This window comes from Legionella navarrensis (assembly GCF_052527415.1).
Map to the genome: position 1 here is coordinate 60476 of NZ_JBNVZR010000013.1, position 19832 is coordinate 80307.

Sequence of the window (19832 nt, forward strand, 5' to 3'; positions counted from 1 at the left end):
ATGGTTACTCCCTGTTCACGGTTAAAATCCGTCTGCGTACTTACTATAGTAGCTAAACCCAGATTTGTCACCCTGAACAGGATGGATGGTTCCCCACCTGCGCGGGGACGACACATGTGTACTAGGAACGATGAAGCGCTTCAGAGAGCTTGTTTATTACCGCCTCAACGGTGACCAGCTCCATGGTATGCTCCCCGTGAGCATGCGTGCCCCACACATTGGTTTCACCGGTTTTTTTCAAAACCTGCTCTACCGCCTGCGGATAGCAGTCAACCGCCAGATGACGAAACGTATAAGGCCCCGACACGTCCGAACTGGTTACCGCGTGCAATGCCACGACCGGGGTACCCACGGATGCAGCCATGTGCGATGGCCCCGTATCGGGACACAGGACCAGCCTGGCCTGACTGATCAGGGCCAGCAGCTGTTTGGGTTTGGTTTTGCCGGCAAAATCAAGACAGGAAGGTACCTCAGCCATGATGGCATCAGCCAGCTGCCGATCAAATGGTCCGGGTCCACCGGTTAAGACCACACTTAAATTCCAGGTTGCCTGCACATGCCTTATCACCTCGACATAACGCTCAACCGGCCAGCTGCGCTCAGGCTTACTGGCCGCAGGATTAACAACCAGATAAGGCCCAATGCCGTTCAACTGCCTGCGTACCCAGGCATGCGATATTTCATCAAGCGGCATATCCCAGCGCAGATTTTTAACCTTCAGAGCCTCCGTTGGAGCAGCCTGCTCTTCGAATACGCTCAGGCCAAGGGGCTCGGCAAATTTCAGAAAACCTTCCAGAGTATGATCATTACCCGGTCGAATACGCTCTTTAACAAACCAGCCATGGCCATCTTTGGCACGCAGAGCATCGTAGCCCACTTTACGTCTGGCTCGAATCAGAGGGTACAGCAGGTTGGCGCGAAAGCTGGCCTGCGCGGCCAATAACACATCAAACTGACGATGACGAAACTGCTGGTTAAAACGCCAGTAATCTGCCAGAGAATCCGGTTTGTCGATCACAACAAACTCAACCCGATCCATGCCCTCTACCAAATCATAGGCGGGACGAGAGATGACCCAGGTGATCGTCGCGTCTGGAAAGCCTGTCTGCAGGGCTCGAATCAACGGCACCAGCATCAGCACATCACCCAGTGCTGAGAGACGGACAACGCAGATAGAATTAATCATGTTGCAGAATAAAGCAGGAGCCGCAGTAAGGGCAGGTTTCCTTACCGGTCTTTTCAATAGGCAAATACACTTTAGGGTGAGCGTTCCACAGCTCCATTTCATCGGTAGGACAGCTCAAGGGCAGATCTTTTTTATGTACGATGTACATTTTTTCGGTGCTGGCCGGTTGTTTTGCTTTTTCACTCATCTCTCATCTCCAGTGCCACAAATCAATGTGGCGTATTATCCAGTATTTCCGTAATTTTCGCTATGATCTCGTCTCGGCTTTCTTCTTTGTCACAGGCAAAAGCCGTGGCATCCTTCCAATGCCTGAGCCAGGTCAGCTGACGCTTTGCCAGTTGTCGGGTTGCCGCAATGCCCTTGTCGCAAAAACGAGCGTAATCATCCCTGCCCGCCAGATAATCCAGAGCCTGTCGGTAACCAACGCAACGCATGGCCGGGCAGGCTGGCGGCAAGGCCCAGCTGGCCTGCAGATGCGCTACCTCATCCAGAAAACCCTGCTCGAGCATCAATTGAAAACGCTGGGCAATGCGGGCATGCAGCCAGGCCCTGTCTTCAGGCATTAATAATAGATTAACAAAGGAAAAATTCACATCGGGCCCCTCTTCTGCCAGGCGGCTGGACATGGGCTGGCCACTGAGATGAAACACCTCCAGTGCACGCTGTATTCTCTGGCTGTCGTTTGGGTGTATCCGGGCTGCCGACAGGGGATCAACCAATTGCAGTCGCGCGTGCATGGCTTCCCAGCCCAGCTTCTGAGCCTCGGCAAGCAGGCGCCCGCGCAGTGCTTCATCCGCATCAGGCAAAACGGCCAGCCCCTGCTGCAGGGCCTGAAAATACATCATGGTTCCACCAACCAGTAAGGGAATATTTCCGCGCTGAACAATAGCCGGGATTAATTCCTGAACCGCCTCGCAAAACTGCGCTGCCGAAAAGGATTGCGGTGGATCCAGGATATCAATCAAATGATGGGGTGCTGCGCGCAGTTCGGCTGCTGTGGGTTTGGCGGTGCCAATATCCATGCCCCGGTATATCATGGCCGAATCGACGCTGATAATCTCAAAGGGAAAGCGCGTGATAAGATCACAGGCCAGAGCGGTTTTACCTGAAGCCGTTGGCCCCATCAGACAGAATACCCTGTTACGCATGAAACACATCCCGGCATAAATCAAGCGACAGGGGCTTCGCAAACGCTTCGGCCCCAGGCTTCGTTACCTGTAAGCGAAAATAATCGAGGTACTCGTCGTAGCGCTCATTCAACATGGTTTGACTGTCCATTACATGGTGTTTGATTAAAGCCTCAAACAAAACATCAGAAGCGGGTTCACCCTCTTGCAGCGCAGCAATGATATCTGCCAGCAGCGCCTTGATGGATAAACCGGGGAGTAACTGCGGCAGAGAGCGAATCCGCATTGCCCCCTCACCGGTCTTTTCCAGCTCAATCCCCAAAGACTGTGTGCAGGATTTGACATTTTGCCAATGCGCTTCCGTCAGCGAAACATCCACATAAACAGGAACCAGTAAGGGTCGGCTCGCCAGCGGTCGGGGGCTTTTACGCAGGGCATCGAGCATAAAGGCTGCCTGCAGGGCACGAATATCAACCAGATAAGAATCCTGATCCAGCACGAAAACGGCAAAATGCTCGTTAAGAATCAAGGGTGCCGCCATGCTCAATTCCGGTGCCGCCGGCGGTGGGCTGTATTGATAATCCACCAACACATCCCGCTCACGCACCGCGTCTCGTCGTGGCTGGACCGCCAGGGGATGCGCGGCAAAATCCGTCTCGATAATGGGGCTGACCTGCTCCAGCCGCTCCTGTAACTGTGTGCGGATAAAATCGTGTACGTAACGCGGCTGCTGAAAGCGAACCTCGTGTTTGGTCGGGTGCACGTTGACATCGACCTCAGCCGGGTCAATGGTAAAATACAGCAGGCAGGAAGGAAAACGCCCGGGATGAAGGATTCCTTCATAGGCCTGTTTAATGGCATGGTTGATCAGCTTGTCTTTCACCATGCGCCCGTTCAGATAAACCCAGACTTTATCACTCTGACTGCGTTGATTGCTCAGATCACTGATCCAGCCGTGCAGACGCATCCCGGCATGCGTCTTATCCAGAGTAAGCGATTGCTCGATAAAGGTCTTACCCAGCACCCGTGCAATCCGGGCTGTGCGTGTCAGCTCATCCGTCGCAGCCGCCAGTTGGAGCTGCGTCTTGCCGTTGTGATTCAACGTGATACTGATTTCTGGTGAGCCCAGCGCAAAACAGCGGACAACCTTATCAATGGCCTGAAATTCAGAACGCTCGGACTTGAGAAATTTTTTCCTGACTGGCGCATTATAAAAGATATCGCGTACGTCGATGGTGGTTCCTGGCGCCCGCGCACAGGGTTGCGACTGCCCGCTTTGATTATCCAGCAGCATTCCACTCGCCTGCCCTGCCGGCCGGGAGCTGATGGAAACCCGTGCCACCGATGCAATGCTGGCCAGCGCTTCGCCACGAAACCCCATACTGGTGATGGCGTAGAGATCCGTCAGTTGCCTGATTTTGCTGGTGGCATGGGCGGCCAGCGCCAGAGGCAGATCGTCGGCGTGTATCCCTGATCCATTATCACTGATTTTGACCTGATTCAGACCACCATAGCCAATATCAATAACGATATTATCCGCGCCGGCATCCTGAGCGTTTTCTAACAGCTCTTTGACAATGGAGGCCGGTCGTTCAATGACTTCACCAGCTGCTATCTGATTGGCTACCGCCGCGCTTAACTGCCTGATTCTCATACTCATGTCAGCGGTTTCGCCCGTTGGCTCCTTGCCTTACTCAGATTGTTCATCGGATTTCTGCTGTTTACCAACGCCTCAATATAGGAACCGTGTGGTGGGTATTCCCAGAAATATTGCTTCAATCCCTCAAATATTGATTGGGTCAAACGAGCCTGATATTGCGGGCTGTTCAGATTTTTTTCTTCACGCGGATTAGAGATAAATCCGGTTTCAATCAGAATGGATGGAATATCCGGCGACTTAAGTACCATGAAACGTGCCTGCTCCACTTTGCGATTATGCAGGCTGGTCATGGTATCAAGATTGCGCAGCACCTGATTACCCATATGCAGACTGGCGGCAATGGTTGCTGTCTGCGACAAATCGATCAACACCGTTCGCACCAGACCGCTTTGATCGTCGAGTCCGCGCAGATTCACCCCACCCAGCTCCGAATAGTTTTCTTTTTCAGCCAGCCAGCGAGCTGCCTCACTGGTTGCGCCCCCCTGCGACAAGGCAAAGACCGAAGCGCCGTTGGACTGTTGATTAATAAAGGCGTCGGCATGGATGGAAATAAACACATCGCCGTTGTATTTTCTGGCAATCGTCAGCCGGTCGCGCAGGCCAACGTAATAATCACCCTTACGCGTCAATACAGCACGCATGCCGGGTTGTCTGTCGATAATCTGTTTTAATCTGGCAGCAATTGCCAGTGTCACATTTTTTTCAGCGACACGATGCGGGCCGATGGCACCTGGATCATGGCCACCGTGTCCCGCGTCAAGCACCACAACCACATCGCGGGGTGATTTACTGCGGGCTGGCTGGACAGGAGGTGGTGGTGGTGTCCGGCTGCTGACGGTAGTTCTCGCTGGAGCCGCAGAGACCTTGATTTCAGGCACATGACTGGCAGAAATATCCAGCGAAAAGGCGTGCTGTGCGCCCGGTGAGGGAGCACGCAGGCTGACGGCATCGCTCACTTCAAATACCAGACGCAGGGTACTGGGATTGGGATGTCCGCTGCGAACCCGTTTGATCAGGGCGTTATTCAGGCGCAGTCGGTTCAGATCAAAGGAGAGGCTGGTGTTGTCCAGATCCACAACCACGCGGTTTGGGTTGGTCAGAGTAAAGACTTTATGAACAATCGCTTTGTCAAGACGAAAATACAGGGAAGCCTTTCCCGCGTTTTGCGTGATCTCAACAGATTGCAGCCTGGCGGCCATGATCTGACAAGACAGAAGCAACAGTCCCAACAAGAGTGCGCTGCGTTTCATCATAGTTTCCCTGCAAGGCAAGCCAACATGTTTTCTCCAGACTGGCTTAAGGCCTCAATTGTTAAGATACGACCGTGATCCGGTATGGCCAGGGCAAAACGTAAATCCACCTCTAATGCATTTCCTGCCGCACGTTCCGGCCATTCAATGCAGGAAACAGCCTGATCGGTAAAATAATCTCTAAAACCGAGGTATTCCAGCTCCGTTTCATCTTCTATACGATACAGATCAAAGTGGTGAATTTGCAAGCCTTGACAGTCATAGCTTTCCACCAGAGAAAAAGTCGGGCTTTTAATCGCACCCGTCACACCAAGCGCGCGCAGCATCGCACGGATAAAGGTTGTTTTACCTGCACCAATCTCACCCTGAAAACTGAGCACAGCCGGGGCTGTCAGACAGCCTGCAAAAGAAGCAGCCAAATGGATGCTGGCCGATTCATCGGCTAATTCAAAGGTTTGTATTGTCATATTAAATCATTTATCAATTGTCGTAACCAAGGCATCAAATCACTGGCCAGCAGGCCTCGCTGGCCCTCACGCGCCGCTGCCAGATCGCCGGCGCGGGCATGCAGCCAAACCCCCAGTCTGGCCGCATCTGCCAATGACAGCCCCTGCGCCGCCAGTCCGGCAATCACACCACTTAATACATCCCCCATCCCGGCGGTCGCCATACCGGGGTTGCCAGCATCACAAAGGTATAGAGCCGATTCATCTGTGCACACCAGTGAACCACAGCCTTTTAAAACAACCTGTCCACCAAAATTTGCCTGCAGCATCGATACGGCGTGATAGCGATCCTGCTGTACATCCGATACCGTGCACGCCAGCAGACTGGCCGCCTCACCGGGATGAGGGGTCAGCACCCAGTTGTCGTCATGCTGGGGAAACTGCGCCAGTAATCGCAAGGCGGAGGCATCAATAATCATGGGAAGCTGGGAGGCAATCACCTGATGAAAGAGCTGCCTGGCCCAGTCGCTCGTACCAAGGCCTGGGCCAATGATGCAGTGAGATGCCCGGTTGATCAAGGGAAGCAGATCGTCAACACGCCGTATCCCATGCACCATCAGCTCAGGCAGACAGGAAGAAGCCTGTCCTGCGTGTTCAGGTCGTGTGGCAATGCTGACCATTCCCGCCCCTGTTCGCAGGGCCGCCTGGGCGGCGAGGAAAACGGATCCCGCCATGCCGTAATCGCCGCCAATAACCAGTACGTGGCCAAAATCACGCTTATGCGAGTTTCGCGCCCGCTGAGGCAATAGTGGCAGAGACGGCTGAGCAGCCAGGGTGTGCGCTATAGGCTGGATGGTCGACAGACAGGCGCCAAGGCCGAGATCATCGCAATGCAGTTCACCACAGTAATCCGGCCCGTCCAGTGTTTTCATCCCGGTTTTGCAGGCGATGAAGGTTACGGTTGCGGCAGCTTTGACGCAGATTCCCATGGCCTGTCCAGTGTCGGCCTGCAGACCGGAGGGCAAGTCCATTGCTAAGACGGGTAGCCCGCTGCTGTTAATAAGCTGAATGGCCGCCATCATGGGCTCCTGAACAAGACCTTTCAGGCCTGTGCCCAGCAAGGCATCGACAATCAAATCAGTGTCCTGCTCTACCATGTCGTCCATATACTGGCAGGGGATGCCGGCCAGTATGGCTTCCTGAGCCGCAGCTCTCGCCGCCGCAGGCAGTTGATCCGCTGCCTTGAACTGGTGGATGGTAACCAGATACCCTGCTGCATGCGCCAGGCGCGCCAGCACATAGCCGTCACCGGCATTGTTGCCACTGCCACAAAAAACAGCCAGTCTGTGAGCGTTGGGAAATCGTTGCTGCAAAAAAAGAAAGGCCGCAAGACCGGCGCGTGCCATCAAATCGGATTCGCTTACGCCAAGACCCGTGATTGCGGCTTGTTCGCAATCACGAATCTGGCTGCTGTGAAAAAGAGCAATACCGTTAGTCAGCATAAGCGCCTCACGTGTGGTAGATAAGCTGTCGCTACTCTTTTTTTACCAGAGTCAGCGCGGGTTTGTTCCGCTTTCTGGCTGCGTCAGTGATAGATGTGGTTTCTGGTGGAGGCGGTTCATTGTATTCCTCGCCAAACTCCATGCCTCGCCCGTTTTCCTTGGCATATATCGCCAGCACCGCACCGGGCAGAACAAAAATCTGCACCGTTAAACCGGAAAACCGTGCGGTAAACACAATTTTATCATTGTCGAGATGCAGGCCCCGGCATGCCTGTGGCGAAATATTCAGCACGATCTTGCCATTATTGACATGCTCCTGCGGCACTTCAACACCCGGATATTCTGCATTAACCAGAATATAGGGCGTCAAACTGTTGTCAACAATCCAGTCATATATCGCTCGAATAAGGTAGGGTTTATTTGAGGTCATATTCATCATCAGGCCGCCCTTAACTGCCTCTCAACTTCCGTCATGCTTGACTGGAACGAGTCACGCTTGAATACACGCTGCATATAGGCATGCAGGGCTTTGGCATTCGCAGGGATGTCAATGTTCAGCTGAGGCAGGCGCCATAATAAAGGAGCCAGAGCACAATCCAGCAGTGAAAACTCATCACTCAGAAAATAAGGCTTGTCAGCAAAAACCGGCTCCAGACTCACCAGGCTGTCAAGCAGGTACTCACGAGCCTGATCGGCATCGGTACCGGATTTAATCTGTTGTAATAACTGATACCAGTCCTGTTCAATGCGGTGCATCATCTTGCGTGTTTCAGCACGGGCAACTGGATAAACGGGCAGCAGGGGTGGGTGAGGAAAACGCTCGTCGAGGTATTCCATGATGATTCTGGCTTCGTATAATACCAGCTCACGATCAATCAGGGTTGGCACGGTACCGTAGGGATTAATCGCCAGCAAATCATCGCTGGCTTCGCCCTGGGTTGCCTGCAAAATTTCAACATTCACACCTTTCTCTGCCAGAACAATACGAACCTGATGACTGTATACGTCATCACAATCGGAATACAGAGACATAATTGTACGCTTTGCAACAATAGCCATGAGCCACTCCTGGATAAATCAAATGACCTTAAGAACTGAATTTTCATTCTGCAACTTAAGGGGGAACGTTGTGTGCGAGTTTTACGGTTAACGGCATGCCCTGCTACGCTACAAAGCGACACAGTCCGCGAACCAAGGAGATCCCGACGTGAGCACTGTCAGGAATTCCTGCCCGAAAACCACCATTTTAACATATTTTTCATAAAGTGGGGCATTCACCTCGCTTATTTCTGTTTTAAATCCTTCCAATACAGTTTTTTCAGCCGATAAACAATTAACAAAAAGACCGCCAGAAACGCCAGAACAAAGATACCCATTCGCTGTCGCTCCAGTTTAACCGGCTCCGCCACATAAGCCAGAAAGCTTACTAAATCGAGGACGGAGCGATCAAACTGCTGTGCCGTCATCTGACCATCGGTCACCCGTACCAGATGCGATATCGCTGCATTCTTTTCCGACCCGTTGCGCACCACCGCCCGCTCTCCGTCCAGTGCAGCCAGCACATTCGGCATGGCAACATCAGGAAACAAGGCATTGTTCACGCCAAAGGGCCTTGATGGATCATTATAAAAACTCTGCAGGTAGGTATACAGCCAGGACGGACTGCGCTTACGTGCTATCAGGGACAAATCCGGGGGGACAACACCAAACCACTGTCGGGCATCTTCTGGCGGCATGCTGATCTCGATGGGATCGTGGACTCGTGCCTTTGTGAAAATAAGGTTACTCTGTAAGAGATCCGTGTCAATTTCACCATCGAAGGTTGTCAGCCCCAGATCACGTGCCATACGGTTATAACGCATATATTGCAGGGAGTGGCAGCCGGAACAATAGTTCATGTACATTCTCGCTCCACGCTGCAGAGCCGCCCTGTCGTGCCAGTCTATATCGACAGGCATGAGAGGCAGGGTCGGGCCGAGACTTGACTGCGCAGCACCGGCAAACACCATCAGGGTCAGAAATTTCTGGATATGTTTTAGCATCATTTTTCGATCCTTTCCGGCACGGACTGATGGCTTTCCCAGCGGCTGTAAAATGGCATTAACAGAAAAAAGGCGAAATACAGAACCGCAAACACCCGGGCAAGTATCTGCCGTGCCGGCGTCAGGCCAACTGTGCCGAGGTAACCGAGCACCACGACCGTTATCACAAAGATGAGCAGAGCCAGACGTGAATACGTACCTTTATAACGCATGGATTTTACTGGGCTGTGATCCAGCCAGGGCATGAACAGCAGCAGCAGGATAGCAGAGCCCATCCCCACGACCCCAAGCAGTTTATTCGGGATGGCACGCAAAATACTGTAGAACGGCGTCATGTACCAGGCTGGCGCAATCAAATCTGGCGTTACCATAGGATTCGCCGGGGTAAAATTGTCATGTTCGAGAAAATATCCGCCCATTTCCGGCGCAAAAAATACAATCGCAAAAAAAATCATTAAAAACACCAGCGCACCCACTGAGTCTTTCAGGGTGTAGTACGGATGAAACGGAATGCCATCCAGCGGTCGCCCCTGTTCGTCCACGTGCTTTTTGATATCAATGCCTTCGGGGTTGTTGGAGCCCACTTTATGAAGAGCGACGATATGCAGATAGACCAGACCAATCAAAAGCATGGGAATAGCGACGATATGTAAGGCAAAAAAGCGCTGCAGAGTGGCATTAGAGACATGGTAATCGCCTCGTATCCAGGTCACCAGACTATCACCAACATAGGGGATTGCACCAAACAGGGAGGTAATAACCTGAGCCCCCCAGTATGACATCTGCCCCCAGGGGAGGAGATAACCGAAAAAGGCCTCCGCCAGCAGCAGGATAAACAGTGCCATCCCAATCAGCCAGACCAGTTCTCTGGGCTTTTGATAGGAACCATACAACAAAGCCCGGAACATATGCAGATAGACCACAATAAAAAAAGCCGAGGCACCCGTTGAATGCATATAGCGCAGCAGCCAGCCGTAGTTGACATCACGCATAATGTATTCGACTGAGGAAAATGCGTCTTTGGCGGTGGGAGTATAAAACATGGTCAGCCACAACCCGGTCAATAACTGATTGACCAGCACAAGTAAGGCCAGCGAACCAAAAAAATACATAATATTAAAGTTTTTCGGTGCGTAATACTCGCTGACGTGTTTTTTCCAGGTACTCATTAGAGGGAAGCGTTCCTCAATCCAATTTGACAAGCCACTCATGCCTTGCTTTTCCTTGCTCAGATTTAACCGATTTCTATCATATGCTCGTTAACAAAACGATACGGCGGCACTTCGAGATTGATTGGCGCAGGAACGCCTTTAAATACTCGACCGGCCAAATCAAAGGTAGAACCATGGCAAGGGCAAAAAAAGCCACCCGGCCATTGCGGACCCACTTCATTGATGACTGGAGTATATTTGGGTGTGCAGCCTAGATGCGTGCAGACGCCGACCAACACAAGGTATTCAGGATTTATGGAGCGATGTTCGTTTTTGGCGTAATCGGGTTGTTGCTCAACAAGCGATTGCGGATCACGCAATAAAGCATCGTTTTTAGGCAACTGTGCCAGCATTTCCTGGGTACGCCGAACGATCCAGACTGGCTTGCCCCGCCATTCGACGGTAGCCTGCTGACCGGGTTCAATTTTACTTAAGTCAACGAGAACGGGAGCGCCGGCTGCTTCTGCCCTGGCACTGGGCAGCCAGGAGGATACAAAGGGCGTGAGCGCACAGGCCACACCAACACCGCCAAGTACACCGGTTGCGCCCAGCAAAAATTTTCGCTTTTGCTCGTCTATGGATTCTTCTGAACCGTCTTTATTTACTTCAGATTCGGCTTTTTCAGTCACTGTTGTCCTGTCCTGTAAAATCAATCCGTTAGGTAACACATGCCAAAAGTATGACAGTTTATGTTATATCAAAGATTCACGTATTAGGGAAGGCTCAGGATGGAGGTAAAAAAAAACCCCGCATTGTGCGGGGTTGTATTTGAATTATCGTTTTGAGTACTGTGGAGCGCGGCGTGCTTTGTGTAAGCCGATTTTTTTCCGCTCGACTCGGCGTGAATCGCGAGTCAACAGACCTTTGGCACGTAATTTCTTACGGAATGAATCAGGATTTGGCTCAGCATCGGCTGCCAGATCATGCTCATCGTAAGCAACCAGTGCACGGGCGATACCCAGACGGATGGCGCCGGCCTGACCTGATATACCACCACCAACAACGGTAGCATATACGTCAAATTTGCTGGTCACGTCAACAGCTTCAAACGCCTGACGGACAACCATGCATGATGTCTCACGACCGAAATAATCTTCGAGCGCACGGTTATTGATTTTTATTTCGCCTTTCCCTGGTCGCAGGAACACGCGAGCAGTAGAACTTTTACGACGACCTGTACCATAGTATTGCTGCATCTCAGCCATAATACTTATTCCTCAATCTCAAGTTGCTTGGGTTGCTGTGCTGTATGTGGGTGTTCGCTTCCAGCATACACTTTCAGCTTACGATACATCTCTCTTCCCAGCACATTTTTAGGCAGCATACCCTTAACAGCCAGTTCAATGATACGAACAGGGTTTGAGTCCTGCAGCTTATCAAAGGAAATGGATTTGATACCACCAGGAAAACCGGAATGACGATAGTACATTTTTTCCTTGAACTTCCGTCCTGTGACAGCAATTTTTTCTGCATTAACAACAACGATGTAATCACCGGTGTCTACATGCGGGGTGTATTCTGCTTTATGCTTGCCACGCAAACGTCTTGCAATTTCGGTAGCAACACGACCCAGAATTTTATCGCTGGCGTCGATGATGTACCAGTCACGTTTTACTTCGTGAGCTTTGGCGCTAAATGTTTTCATTAAATTAACTCCGAACCGCCTACTATAGGTAATCTTTCAATCTTGGACGGGCGATTTTAACCAAAACTGCTTCAACCTACAAGTAAATTAGAATAAAACTTGCAGACAAATTAAATATTTTATGAATTTACCCTAAAATATTCGCTTACTTTCCGATCCGTTTCGATCGAAATATGAACTAAAATCTGTCTATACGTGATTATCAAGCAGCAATTGTTCTGCTATTTGATTATTAATCAGACAGGTTTCGATAATTGTATCAATATCTGCTTCTGATTCATATCTGAACCAGAGACTTTCTGGATAGATTACAATGCATGGGCCTGAAGCACAACGTCCCAGACAGCCGGATTTGCTGACTCGAATTTTACCCGGGCCGAACATGTCCAGCTCCAGTAAGCGTGTTTTCAGGTAGTCAAAGAAGTCTTCTCCGCCTGTATTGGCGCAGCAGGCCTTGCCTGCTGCCTTTTGATTTGTGCATACAAATACGTGTCGATTATAGTGACTCAAAATCTCAGGTTCCTCGTTGCTCGATTTTAGATTTCAATTTCAGTCCGGGCTTGAATGTGACCACCCGTCGCGCCACAACAGGAATTTCCTCTCCTGTTTTTGGATTACGGCCAGGACGCTGTGGTTTATCTCGCAGAGTGAAATTGCCAAAGCCCGAGAGTTTCACGTGCTGCCCGTTCTCAAGGGAGTGACGTATGGTCTCGAAAAACTGGTCAACCATGTTTTTAGCATCCGGTTTGAGCAGCCCCAGCTCATTACACAGTGTATCCGCAATCATAGCCTTACTCAGTGCATTCACGATTAGTCCCTCAATGTAATTGCAAATCGTTCTTCCAGTTTTGTAATTATAGCACTGATTGTTTGATTAATTTCAAGATCGACCAGAGTACGTGTTTTATCCTGCAGAGTCAGGGCGATTGCTACGCTCTTTTTGCCGGCTGGAATGGATTCACCTGTGTACACATCAAACACATTAAACTGCTTCAGCCAGTTCTGATCCACGGTTTCCCTTACCAGTTGTTCAATCTGGGCCATGGACACGCTGTCATCAACCAGCAGCGATAAATCCCGGCGGATTTGAGGAAAACGCGATATGCCCTGATATCTGGGTGTGTCAGATTTTGTAAGCCCTGGCAGTCTGATTTCAAATAAAACCACATCATCCTGCAAATCCAGTGCATCGGCAATTCGTGGGTGCAGCACGCCGCACCAGCCAATTGGCTCCTGATCAAGAACAAGCTGTGCCGACTTCCCGGGATGAAGAGCATGATGCTCAGCGGGTTCGAATCGAACATGAGACAGATTGAGAGCCGCAAACAAAGCCTGTAAATCGCCTTTCAGATCAAAGAAATCAAACCTGCGATTTGTTTCGTTCCAGCTCATGGCAGCGCATTCGCCGGTCAACAGGCCACCCAGACAGGGTGTTTCAACGCTGCCGCCCTCCTTCGCTTCAAAAATCACACCCTGTTCAATAAACTTTATGGCAGTCTGTTGACGATGCATATTATAAATCATCGAGGCGATCAGGCCTGGCCACATACCGGCGCGCATTTGAGCCAGCTCGGATGAGATGGGATTCAGCAGACTGATGGTGCCAGCGTCAGGATAGAGAACACTTTGCAGCTCAGGATCCACAAAGCTGTAACTGATGGTTTCGTGATAGCCACGCGCCATGAAAAAATTCAGAGCGCTCATCGCCAGCGACTCGATGGGATTGATAGCACCGGCGCACACGGCCGCCAGCATCGTGTCTCCTTTGATGTTATCGTAGCCGTAAAGACGGATAACCTCCTCGACCAGATCCACATCCAGCTGTATGTCCATGCGGTGCGACGGAACCTGAACATCCCATTGAGACGCGCCCTGCTTAATCGTCATACCCAGGCCCTGCAGCATCAGCTGCATGTCGGAATCAGGAATTTCAAGCCCGGTCAGCTGCCTGACTTTTTCTGGCCGAAAGGCAACGCTGCGGGCTGGCGGCATGTGCTCAGGAGAGGACAGCATCGAAATGGGGCCAGCTTTACCGCCGGCAATTTCAAGAATCAGAGACGTGGCCCGCTCAATAGCCAATAAGGGCAGCGCTGGGTCAACACCTCGCTCATAGCGTTGCGCCGAATCTGTACTCAGACCAAAACGACGGGCGACCCCGGCGATTGATATTGGATTAAACCAGGCACTTTCCAGGAAAATGTCGCAGCTTGTTTCATTCACTGCACTGAACTCACCTCCCATCACACCAGCCAGCGCCACTGGCTGAACCGAGTCGGCAATCACAAGCTCTGTGCCCTCAAGTGTAATCGTCTGTCCATCGAGCAATGCCAGAGACTCATCTTTCCGGCTTTTGCGAATAATCATATCGCCCTGCAGACGGCTCAAATCCATCGCATGCATGGGCAATCCAAGCTCCAGCATCACGTAGTTTGTCACGTCAACAACGGGATGAATGACGCGGATACCCGACCGGCGAAGTCGCTCGCGCATCCACAGAGGGGTTACAGCACGCGGATTTAAGTCGCGGATAATACGGCCGCTGTAGAGAGGACAGGCCTCTTTAAACTGCAAATCAATGCGCTTCTGTTCGTCGATACCGGGCGCCACGTTCCACGCAGGAAGTGGCTGTAATTCTGTTTGCGTCAGAGCGGCTACCTCACGGGCGACACCACGGATACTCAGGCAATCAGCACGATTGGGGGTTAACTCAATGTCGAAAACCACGTCATCAAGCCGCATGTAGTCACGAAAAGAGGTACCGAGAGGGGCGTCTTCATCCAGTTCGAGTATACCTTCGGAGCTTTCAGCCAGCCCCAGTTCACTGGCGGAACAGAGCATGCCCTGCGACAACTCGCCACGCAGACGGGCTTCCTTAATGACCAGACCACCCGGCAGACGGGCGCCGATCTGGGCAAGAGCCACAGTCAGTCCGGCGCGCACGTTCGAAGCGCCACAAACAATTTTCAGCGTTGATCCTGTGCCGGTGCTGACCTCACACAGACTCAGTTTATCAGCCTGTGGATGCTGGCTGGTACTCAGCACTCTGGCCACCACCACGCCATCGAAGTCCCCGGCAACCGGGCTAATCGAATCTACCTCCAGACCCGCCATGGTTAATCGTGATGCCAATTGTTTCGCATCCCATGCCGGATTCACCCACTCACGCAACCAGATTTCACTTACTTTCATCGTCGATACCTACTTAATGCCTGTGTTTCAGGATGTCCCTCTGGACGGCCCCTGGAATTGATTCAAAAAATTCAAGTCGTTTTCAAACATCAGTCGCAGATCGTCAATACCAAAATACAGCATGGCGAGTCTGTCTATGCCCATACCAAACGCCCAGCCCTGGTATTCATCCGGCGAGATGTTTACATTGGTGAGCACGTTTGGATGCACCATTCCACAACCCAGTACTTCAAGCCAACCGGTGTATTTGCACGAACGGCAGCCCGCACCGGAGCATTGTGTACATTCGATGTCTACTTCGGCTGATGGCTCGGTAAACGGAAAATAGGATGGCCGGAAACGCAAGGCCAGCTCCCTGCCGAAAAAACTGGCAAAAAAATCTCGCAGCAGACCACGCAGATTGGTCATGGTAGCCTGTTTATCAATTAATAAGCCTTCCACCTGGTGAAACATGGGGGTATGAGTCATGTCTGAATCGCAGCGATACACGCGACCCGGAGCGATTAATCGCAAGGGAGGCTCAATGGATTCCATTACACGGATCTGTACAGGTGACGTATGCGTTCGCAGCAGGCGGCCGTCACCAAAATAGAAGGTGTCGTGCATGGCCCGTGCGGGATGGTGCCCTGGAATATTCAGGGCTTCAAAATTGTAGAATTCGGTTTCAATTTCCGGCCCGTCGACGATATCAAAGCCCATACGGCTGAAATAACTGTTTATGAACTGTTTGACCTGGGTCACAGGGTGAATGGAGCCGGATTGTTTCTGTCGTCCGGGCAGGCTGATATCAATGCGTTCAGCTGCCAGTTTTTTTTGCAGGTTTTCTTCTTTGAGAAGCCGCATTTTATCTTCGATCAGGGTGCTGATTTCTCGTTTCACCACGTTGACCAGTTGCCCCATTTTAGGCTTTTCTTCGGCGCTCAGATTCACCAGATTTTTTAGAATCTCGGTCAAACGCCCTTTTTTTCCCAGATAATCGACTCGAATGGCTTCCAGAGCATTGACGTCTTGTGCGGCACTGATCGCCTGGGCAGCTTGTTGCTGCAAATCGGTAATGTCTTGCATGATATAGTAACCTGCATGTAAAAAAGGAGGCCGCGGCCTCCTCTAGTTATATCAATTTATACGGCAAATCCATTCAATATTAAATCAGGATTCAATATTGACGAGACATCAGGCTAATGCGGCTTTCGCTTTTTCAGCGACTGCTGCGAAACCTGGCTTGTCGTATACAGCCATATCGGCCAAAACTTTACGATCAAGTTCAATGGACGCTTTTTTCAACCCATCAATCAAACGGCTGTAAGACATACCACATTCACGCGCCTGAGCGTTGATACGGGTAATCCACAGAGCGCGGAATTGGCGTTTTTTCTGACGTCGATCACGATAGGCATACTGGCCAGCCTTAATTACCGCTTGTTTCGCAACACGGTAGGTACGACTACGGGCACCATAATAACCTTTGGCCTGATCTAAAATTTTCTTGTGACGGGCTTTCGCCGTCACACCACGTTTAACTCTTGGCATTTTTCATTCCTCCCCTTAACTACCGTGCAACATACGAGCGGCCAAACGTGCATCGCACGCTTTGAGTGTGCCATTGGCAACACGCAGCTGACGTTTCTGCTTGGTCGTTTTCTTGGTGAGGATGTGGTTTCTGTAAGCACGGCGGCGCTTGATGGCACCACTTGCTGTTTTGCGGAAGCGTTTTTGCGCTCCACGGTGTGACTTTAACTTCGGCATAACGAAATACTCCGCATTTGTTCTAACTGCATAAATGACAGGCTATTGTTGGATTCGTTCTAAAAAGCAGGACGCATCAACAAAACCCACAAGAGACATCGTTCACTTGAACTGGCTGAGACATACAGACTCTCAGAACAGGACAAATGAGCAAAGCCCTTATTTTTTCTTTGGCGACAACACCATCAACAACTGGCGTCCTTCACGTTTCGCATGCTGCTCAACCACGGCGTATTCGGCCGTATCCTGCTGCAGACGCTCCATGATCTTCATGCCAATGTCCTGGTGAGCCATCTCACGACCACGAAAACGCAGCGTAATTTTGACTTTGTCACCATGATTAAGGAAACGTACCAGGTTGCGTAGCTTGACCTGGTAATCCCCATCTTCCGTCGTTGGACGGAATTTCAACTCTTTGACCTGAATCTGCTTTTGCTTTTTCTTTGCTTCAGCTTGTTTTTTACTCAGTTCAAAAAGAAACTTACCGTAGTCCATTATTTTACAGACAGGAGGTCTGGCTGACGGCGATATTTCTACCAGATCAAAACCACCTTCTTCTGCCGCACGCAAGGCTTCACGGGTTGAAACAATCCCCATCTGGTTACCTTCAGCATCAATTAAGCGTACCTCAGGTACGTTGATCTGCTCATTGATTCGTGCGCGATCACTGTCACGTTTATTTTGTACGGTAATAGTCTAATCCTCCGGCTGATTTTAGTTACGACCTCTGGCTTGTACTTCTTGCCCTAACAGGTCGCAGATTGCATCAATACTCATGATGCCAAGGTCTTTTCCTTCGCGTGTGCGAACGGAAACAGTCCTGTTTTCCACTTCTTTATCGCCAATTACCAATAAATAGGGAACTTTTTGCATGGTATGCTCGCGAATTTTAAAGCCAATCTTCTCATTTCTCAAGTCAAAGTTGGTTCGAAAGCCTTGTTTTTGTAAAATTTGTGTTACTTCGCTGGCATAATCATTCTGTTTTTCACTGATTGTCAGCACAGAAACCTGTTCTGGAGCCAGCCACAGAGGGAAACGACCGGCATAATGCTCTATCAGAATTCCCATGAATCGCTCCAGCGATCCGAGAATGGCACGATGCACCATTACCGGAATGTGCCTGCTTCCATCTTCAGCGATATAACTGGCATCAAGACGTTCGGGCATGGAGAAGTCTACCTGAATTGTTCCGCATTGCCAAATACGGCCCAGACAGTCTGACAGAGAGCATTCAATTTTAGGCCCGTAAAAAGCCCCTTCTCCCGGCGCATCAACCCAGGTGATGTTGCGATCGCGTAAGGCGTTTTTCAAGGCTTCTTCGGCTTTATCCCAGACGGCATCGCTGCCTACGCGTTTTTCAGGTCGCAGAGCCAGACGGTATTTTATCTCGTCAAAGCCAAAATCAGTGTATACCGATTCGACCAGCTCCAGAATCATGGCGACCTCTGATTGAATCTGTTCTTCGGTACAGAAAATATGCCCGTCATCCTGAACCATGTTGCGTACGCGCATCAGTCCGTGCAGGGATCCTGATGGCTCGCAGCGATGGCAGTTTCCAAATTCGGAAAAACGCAGGGGCAGATCGCGATAACTCTTGAGTCCGTTGTTGTATACCTGGACGTGACAGGGGCAACTCATGGGCTTGACCACGTAATCGCGGTTTTCGGTTTCTGTCACAAACATATCATCGCGGAAATTTGCCCAATGGCCTGATTTTTCCCACAGCGAGCGATCTACCAGCTGTGGTGTCTTGATTTCCTGATAGCCGAAACTTTTCAGCCGCTGACGGATGTATTGTTCGAGGATAATATAGACTGCCCAGCCTTTGGGATGCCAGAAGACCATGCCAGGGGCGATATCCTGAAAGTGAAACAGATCCATGGACTTACCGAGTTTACGATGATCCCTTTTTTCTGCTTCTTCAATGCGATGCAGATAAGCGTCCAGCGCTTTTTTATCGTTCCAGGCGGTACCATAAACACGCTGCAGCATGGCATTACGCTGATCGCCACGCCAGTAGGCCCCAGCCAGTTTGGTTAATTTGAATGCTTTCAGATGCCCGGTTGATGGAACATGAGGGCCACGACACAGATCTTCAAAATCACCCTGCCTGTACAGCGACAACGCTTCAGTGGCAGGAATATCGGCAATAATTTCCGCTTTGTATTCTTCGCCAATCTGACGGAAATACTGAATCGCTTCATCACGTGGCAGCACGCGGCGGCTGATGGGCAGGTTTTCTTTGGCCAGAGCCTGCATTCTGGCTTCAATCAGAACCAGATCTTCGGGGGTAAAAGGACGTTCGTAGGCAAAATCGTAATAAAAGCCGTCTTCAATGACCGGACCGATGGTCACCTGAGCCGTTGGAAACAATTGCTTGACAGCCTGCGCCAGCAGATGAGCTGTGGAGTGACGGATGATTTCAAGGCTGGCTTCATGTTTGTCTGTCACGATAACCAGTGCGCAGTCATGTTCGATGGTAAATCCCGTATCGACCATTTGCCCGTCAACGATTCCGGCAAGGGCCACCCTGGCGAGTCCTGGACTGATTGAGTGAGCAATATCGTATACGGTAACCGGGTGTTCGTAGTGTTTTATCTGTCCATCAGGCAATGTAATATTTGGCATTTTGCGCACCTCTTCGTCCACCAGGCCGTTAAACCTATCAGAAAACCACACGAAAAAAACCCTGCAATGCAGGGTTAAGATGGTAGGCACGAGTGGGATCGAACCACCGACCACCACCATGTCAAGGTGGTGCTCTACCACTGAGCTACGTGCCTAAAATTCGTTCTCCGTCAGGAGTGGGATAGAGTATATAAAAGCTA

22 protein-coding genes and 1 tRNA gene are annotated in these 19832 nt (G+C 50.8%); all 23 read right to left on the bottom strand.

The genetic code is table 11. The annotated features are described in order from the left end of the window. Window positions 1-121: 121 nt before the first annotated feature. A complete protein-coding gene (locus ACQUTA_RS09000; protein ID WP_444987906.1) occupies window positions 122-1186 on the bottom strand; it encodes a glycosyltransferase family 9 protein in 1065 nt (354 codons plus the stop codon). After that, on the bottom strand, window positions 1179-1373 hold the full coding sequence (locus ACQUTA_RS09005) for a zinc-finger domain-containing protein (RefSeq protein ID WP_444987907.1): 195 nt from the start codon (window positions 1371-1373) through the stop codon (window positions 1179-1181). Before ACQUTA_RS09005 ends, ACQUTA_RS09000 begins: the two co-directional genes overlap by 8 nt. Before the next feature lie 22 nt (window positions 1374-1395). Next, entirely contained in the window at window positions 1396-2334 is a 939-nt protein-coding gene (gene miaA / locus ACQUTA_RS09010; RefSeq protein WP_444987908.1) for a tRNA (adenosine(37)-N6)-dimethylallyltransferase MiaA, read from the bottom strand. Beyond that, a complete protein-coding gene (gene mutL, locus ACQUTA_RS09015; RefSeq protein WP_444987909.1) occupies window positions 2327-3973 on the bottom strand; it encodes a DNA mismatch repair endonuclease MutL in 1647 nt (548 codons plus the stop codon). Before mutL ends, miaA begins: the two co-directional genes overlap by 8 nt. Next, the gene (locus tag ACQUTA_RS09020) at window positions 3970-5226 is read right to left on the bottom strand and encodes an N-acetylmuramoyl-L-alanine amidase (protein ID WP_444987910.1); all 1257 of its coding nucleotides are present in this window, start codon (window positions 5224-5226) and stop codon (window positions 3970-3972) included. The genes mutL and ACQUTA_RS09020 overlap by 4 nt, the downstream gene beginning before the upstream one ends. After that, a complete protein-coding gene (tsaE, locus tag ACQUTA_RS09025; RefSeq protein WP_444987911.1) occupies window positions 5223-5690 on the bottom strand; it encodes a tRNA (adenosine(37)-N6)-threonylcarbamoyltransferase complex ATPase subunit type 1 TsaE in 468 nt (155 codons plus the stop codon). Before tsaE ends, ACQUTA_RS09020 begins: the two co-directional genes overlap by 4 nt. Beyond that, window positions 5687-7171 carry an NAD(P)H-hydrate dehydratase gene (locus ACQUTA_RS09030; RefSeq protein WP_444987912.1) on the bottom strand — a complete coding sequence of 495 codons (1485 nt, stop codon included), beginning with the start codon at window positions 7169-7171 and terminating at the stop codon, window positions 5687-5689. The genes tsaE and ACQUTA_RS09030 overlap by 4 nt, the downstream gene beginning before the upstream one ends. 31 nt (window positions 7172-7202) lie before the next feature. Continuing rightward, complete coding sequence (locus tag ACQUTA_RS09035) at window positions 7203-7607, bottom strand: ClpXP protease specificity-enhancing factor (RefSeq protein WP_444987944.1); 405 nt, start codon at window positions 7605-7607, stop codon at window positions 7203-7205. Between the two features lie 2 nt (window positions 7608-7609). After that, complete coding sequence (gene sspA / locus ACQUTA_RS09040; RefSeq protein ID WP_444987913.1) at window positions 7610-8230, bottom strand: stringent starvation protein SspA; 621 nt, start codon at window positions 8228-8230, stop codon at window positions 7610-7612. A 224-nt stretch (window positions 8231-8454) separates the two neighbouring features. Next, entirely contained in the window at window positions 8455-9180 is a 726-nt protein-coding gene (locus tag ACQUTA_RS09045) for a cytochrome c1 (protein WP_444987945.1), read from the bottom strand. 32 nt (window positions 9181-9212) lie between these two features. Further along, on the bottom strand, window positions 9213-10424 hold the full coding sequence (locus ACQUTA_RS09050; RefSeq protein WP_444987914.1) for a cytochrome b: 1212 nt from the start codon (window positions 10422-10424) through the stop codon (window positions 9213-9215). 23 nt (window positions 10425-10447) lie between these two features. Beyond that, entirely contained in the window at window positions 10448-11053 is a 606-nt protein-coding gene (gene petA / locus ACQUTA_RS09055) for a ubiquinol-cytochrome c reductase iron-sulfur subunit (protein ID WP_444987915.1), read from the bottom strand. A 144-nt stretch (window positions 11054-11197) separates the two neighbouring features. After that, on the bottom strand, window positions 11198-11629 hold the full coding sequence (gene rpsI, locus ACQUTA_RS09060; RefSeq protein WP_444987916.1) for a 30S ribosomal protein S9: 432 nt from the start codon (window positions 11627-11629) through the stop codon (window positions 11198-11200). Between the two features lie 5 nt (window positions 11630-11634). Beyond that, window positions 11635-12069 (bottom strand): 50S ribosomal protein L13, encoded by a 435-nt coding sequence (gene rplM / locus ACQUTA_RS09065; protein ID WP_444987917.1) that lies wholly within the window; start codon window positions 12067-12069, stop codon window positions 11635-11637. 189 nt (window positions 12070-12258) lie between these two features. Further along, window positions 12259-12582 carry a (2Fe-2S) ferredoxin domain-containing protein gene (locus ACQUTA_RS09070; protein ID WP_444987946.1) on the bottom strand — a complete coding sequence of 108 codons (324 nt, stop codon included), beginning with the start codon at window positions 12580-12582 and terminating at the stop codon, window positions 12259-12261. A 1-nt stretch (window position 12583) separates the two neighbouring features. Beyond that, window positions 12584-12877, bottom strand: a complete 294-nt coding sequence (locus ACQUTA_RS09075; RefSeq protein WP_444987919.1) for an integration host factor subunit alpha — start codon at window positions 12875-12877, stop codon at window positions 12584-12586. A gap of 2 nt (window positions 12878-12879) precedes the next feature. Continuing rightward, a complete protein-coding gene (gene pheT, locus ACQUTA_RS09080; protein ID WP_444987920.1) occupies window positions 12880-15258 on the bottom strand; it encodes a phenylalanine--tRNA ligase subunit beta in 2379 nt (792 codons plus the stop codon). Window positions 15259-15285: 27 nt separating this feature from the next. Beyond that, window positions 15286-16323, bottom strand: a complete 1038-nt coding sequence (gene pheS, locus ACQUTA_RS09085; protein WP_444987921.1) for a phenylalanine--tRNA ligase subunit alpha — start codon at window positions 16321-16323, stop codon at window positions 15286-15288. Between the two features lie 108 nt (window positions 16324-16431). Further along, window positions 16432-16788, bottom strand: a complete 357-nt coding sequence (gene rplT / locus ACQUTA_RS09090) for a 50S ribosomal protein L20 (RefSeq protein WP_444987922.1) — start codon at window positions 16786-16788, stop codon at window positions 16432-16434. Window positions 16789-16803: 15 nt separating this feature from the next. Then, a complete protein-coding gene (rpmI, locus tag ACQUTA_RS09095) occupies window positions 16804-17004 on the bottom strand; it encodes a 50S ribosomal protein L35 (RefSeq protein ID WP_444987923.1) in 201 nt (66 codons plus the stop codon). 159 nt (window positions 17005-17163) lie between these two features. After that, a complete protein-coding gene (gene infC / locus ACQUTA_RS09100) occupies window positions 17164-17697 on the bottom strand; it encodes a translation initiation factor IF-3 (RefSeq protein WP_444987947.1) in 534 nt (177 codons plus the stop codon). 21 nt (window positions 17698-17718) lie between these two features. Beyond that, window positions 17719-19632 (bottom strand): threonine--tRNA ligase, encoded by a 1914-nt coding sequence (gene thrS, locus ACQUTA_RS09105; RefSeq protein WP_444987924.1) that lies wholly within the window; start codon window positions 19630-19632, stop codon window positions 17719-17721. Between the two features lie 80 nt (window positions 19633-19712). Then, window positions 19713-19787, bottom strand: a tRNA-Val gene (locus ACQUTA_RS09110). Window positions 19788-19832 lie beyond the last annotated feature (45 nt).

Excerpts from the sequence above, each read along its gene's own strand:
- ACQUTA_RS09000 (WP_444987906.1), bottom strand. The coding sequence starts at position 1,186 with ATGATTAATTCTATCTGCGTTGTCCGTCTCTCAGCACTGGGTGATGTG.
- ACQUTA_RS09005 (WP_444987907.1), bottom strand. The coding sequence starts at position 1,373 with ATGAGTGAAAAAGCAAAACAACCGGCCAGCACCGAAAAAATGTACATC.
- miaA (WP_444987908.1), bottom strand. The coding sequence starts at position 2,334 with ATGCGTAACAGGGTATTCTGTCTGATGGGGCCAACGGCTTCAGGTAAA.
- mutL (WP_444987909.1), bottom strand. The coding sequence starts at position 3,973 with ATGAGTATGAGAATCAGGCAGTTAAGCGCGGCGGTAGCCAATCAGATA.
- ACQUTA_RS09020 (WP_444987910.1), bottom strand. The coding sequence starts at position 5,226 with ATGATGAAACGCAGCGCACTCTTGTTGGGACTGTTGCTTCTGTCTTGT.
- tsaE (WP_444987911.1), bottom strand. The coding sequence starts at position 5,690 with ATGACAATACAAACCTTTGAATTAGCCGATGAATCGGCCAGCATCCAT.
- ACQUTA_RS09030 (WP_444987912.1), bottom strand. The coding sequence starts at position 7,171 with ATGCTGACTAACGGTATTGCTCTTTTTCACAGCAGCCAGATTCGTGAT.
- ACQUTA_RS09035 (WP_444987944.1), bottom strand. The coding sequence starts at position 7,607 with ATGAATATGACCTCAAATAAACCCTACCTTATTCGAGCGATATATGAC.
- sspA (WP_444987913.1), bottom strand. The coding sequence starts at position 8,230 with ATGGCTATTGTTGCAAAGCGTACAATTATGTCTCTGTATTCCGATTGT.
- ACQUTA_RS09045 (WP_444987945.1), bottom strand. The coding sequence starts at position 9,180 with ATGGTGTTTGCCGGTGCTGCGCAGTCAAGTCTCGGCCCGACCCTGCCT.
- ACQUTA_RS09050 (WP_444987914.1), bottom strand. The coding sequence starts at position 10,424 with ATGAGTGGCTTGTCAAATTGGATTGAGGAACGCTTCCCTCTAATGAGT.
- rpsI (WP_444987916.1), bottom strand. The coding sequence starts at position 11,629 with ATGGCTGAGATGCAGCAATACTATGGTACAGGTCGTCGTAAAAGTTCT.
- rplM (WP_444987917.1), bottom strand. The coding sequence starts at position 12,069 with ATGAAAACATTTAGCGCCAAAGCTCACGAAGTAAAACGTGACTGGTAC.
- pheT (WP_444987920.1), bottom strand. The coding sequence starts at position 15,258 with ATGAAAGTAAGTGAAATCTGGTTGCGTGAGTGGGTGAATCCGGCATGG.
- pheS (WP_444987921.1), bottom strand. The coding sequence starts at position 16,323 with ATGCAAGACATTACCGATTTGCAGCAACAAGCTGCCCAGGCGATCAGT.
- rplT (WP_444987922.1), bottom strand. The coding sequence starts at position 16,788 with ATGCCAAGAGTTAAACGTGGTGTGACGGCGAAAGCCCGTCACAAGAAA.
- rpmI (WP_444987923.1), bottom strand. The coding sequence starts at position 17,004 with ATGCCGAAGTTAAAGTCACACCGTGGAGCGCAAAAACGCTTCCGCAAA.
- thrS (WP_444987924.1), bottom strand. The coding sequence starts at position 19,632 with ATGCCAAATATTACATTGCCTGATGGACAGATAAAACACTACGAACAC.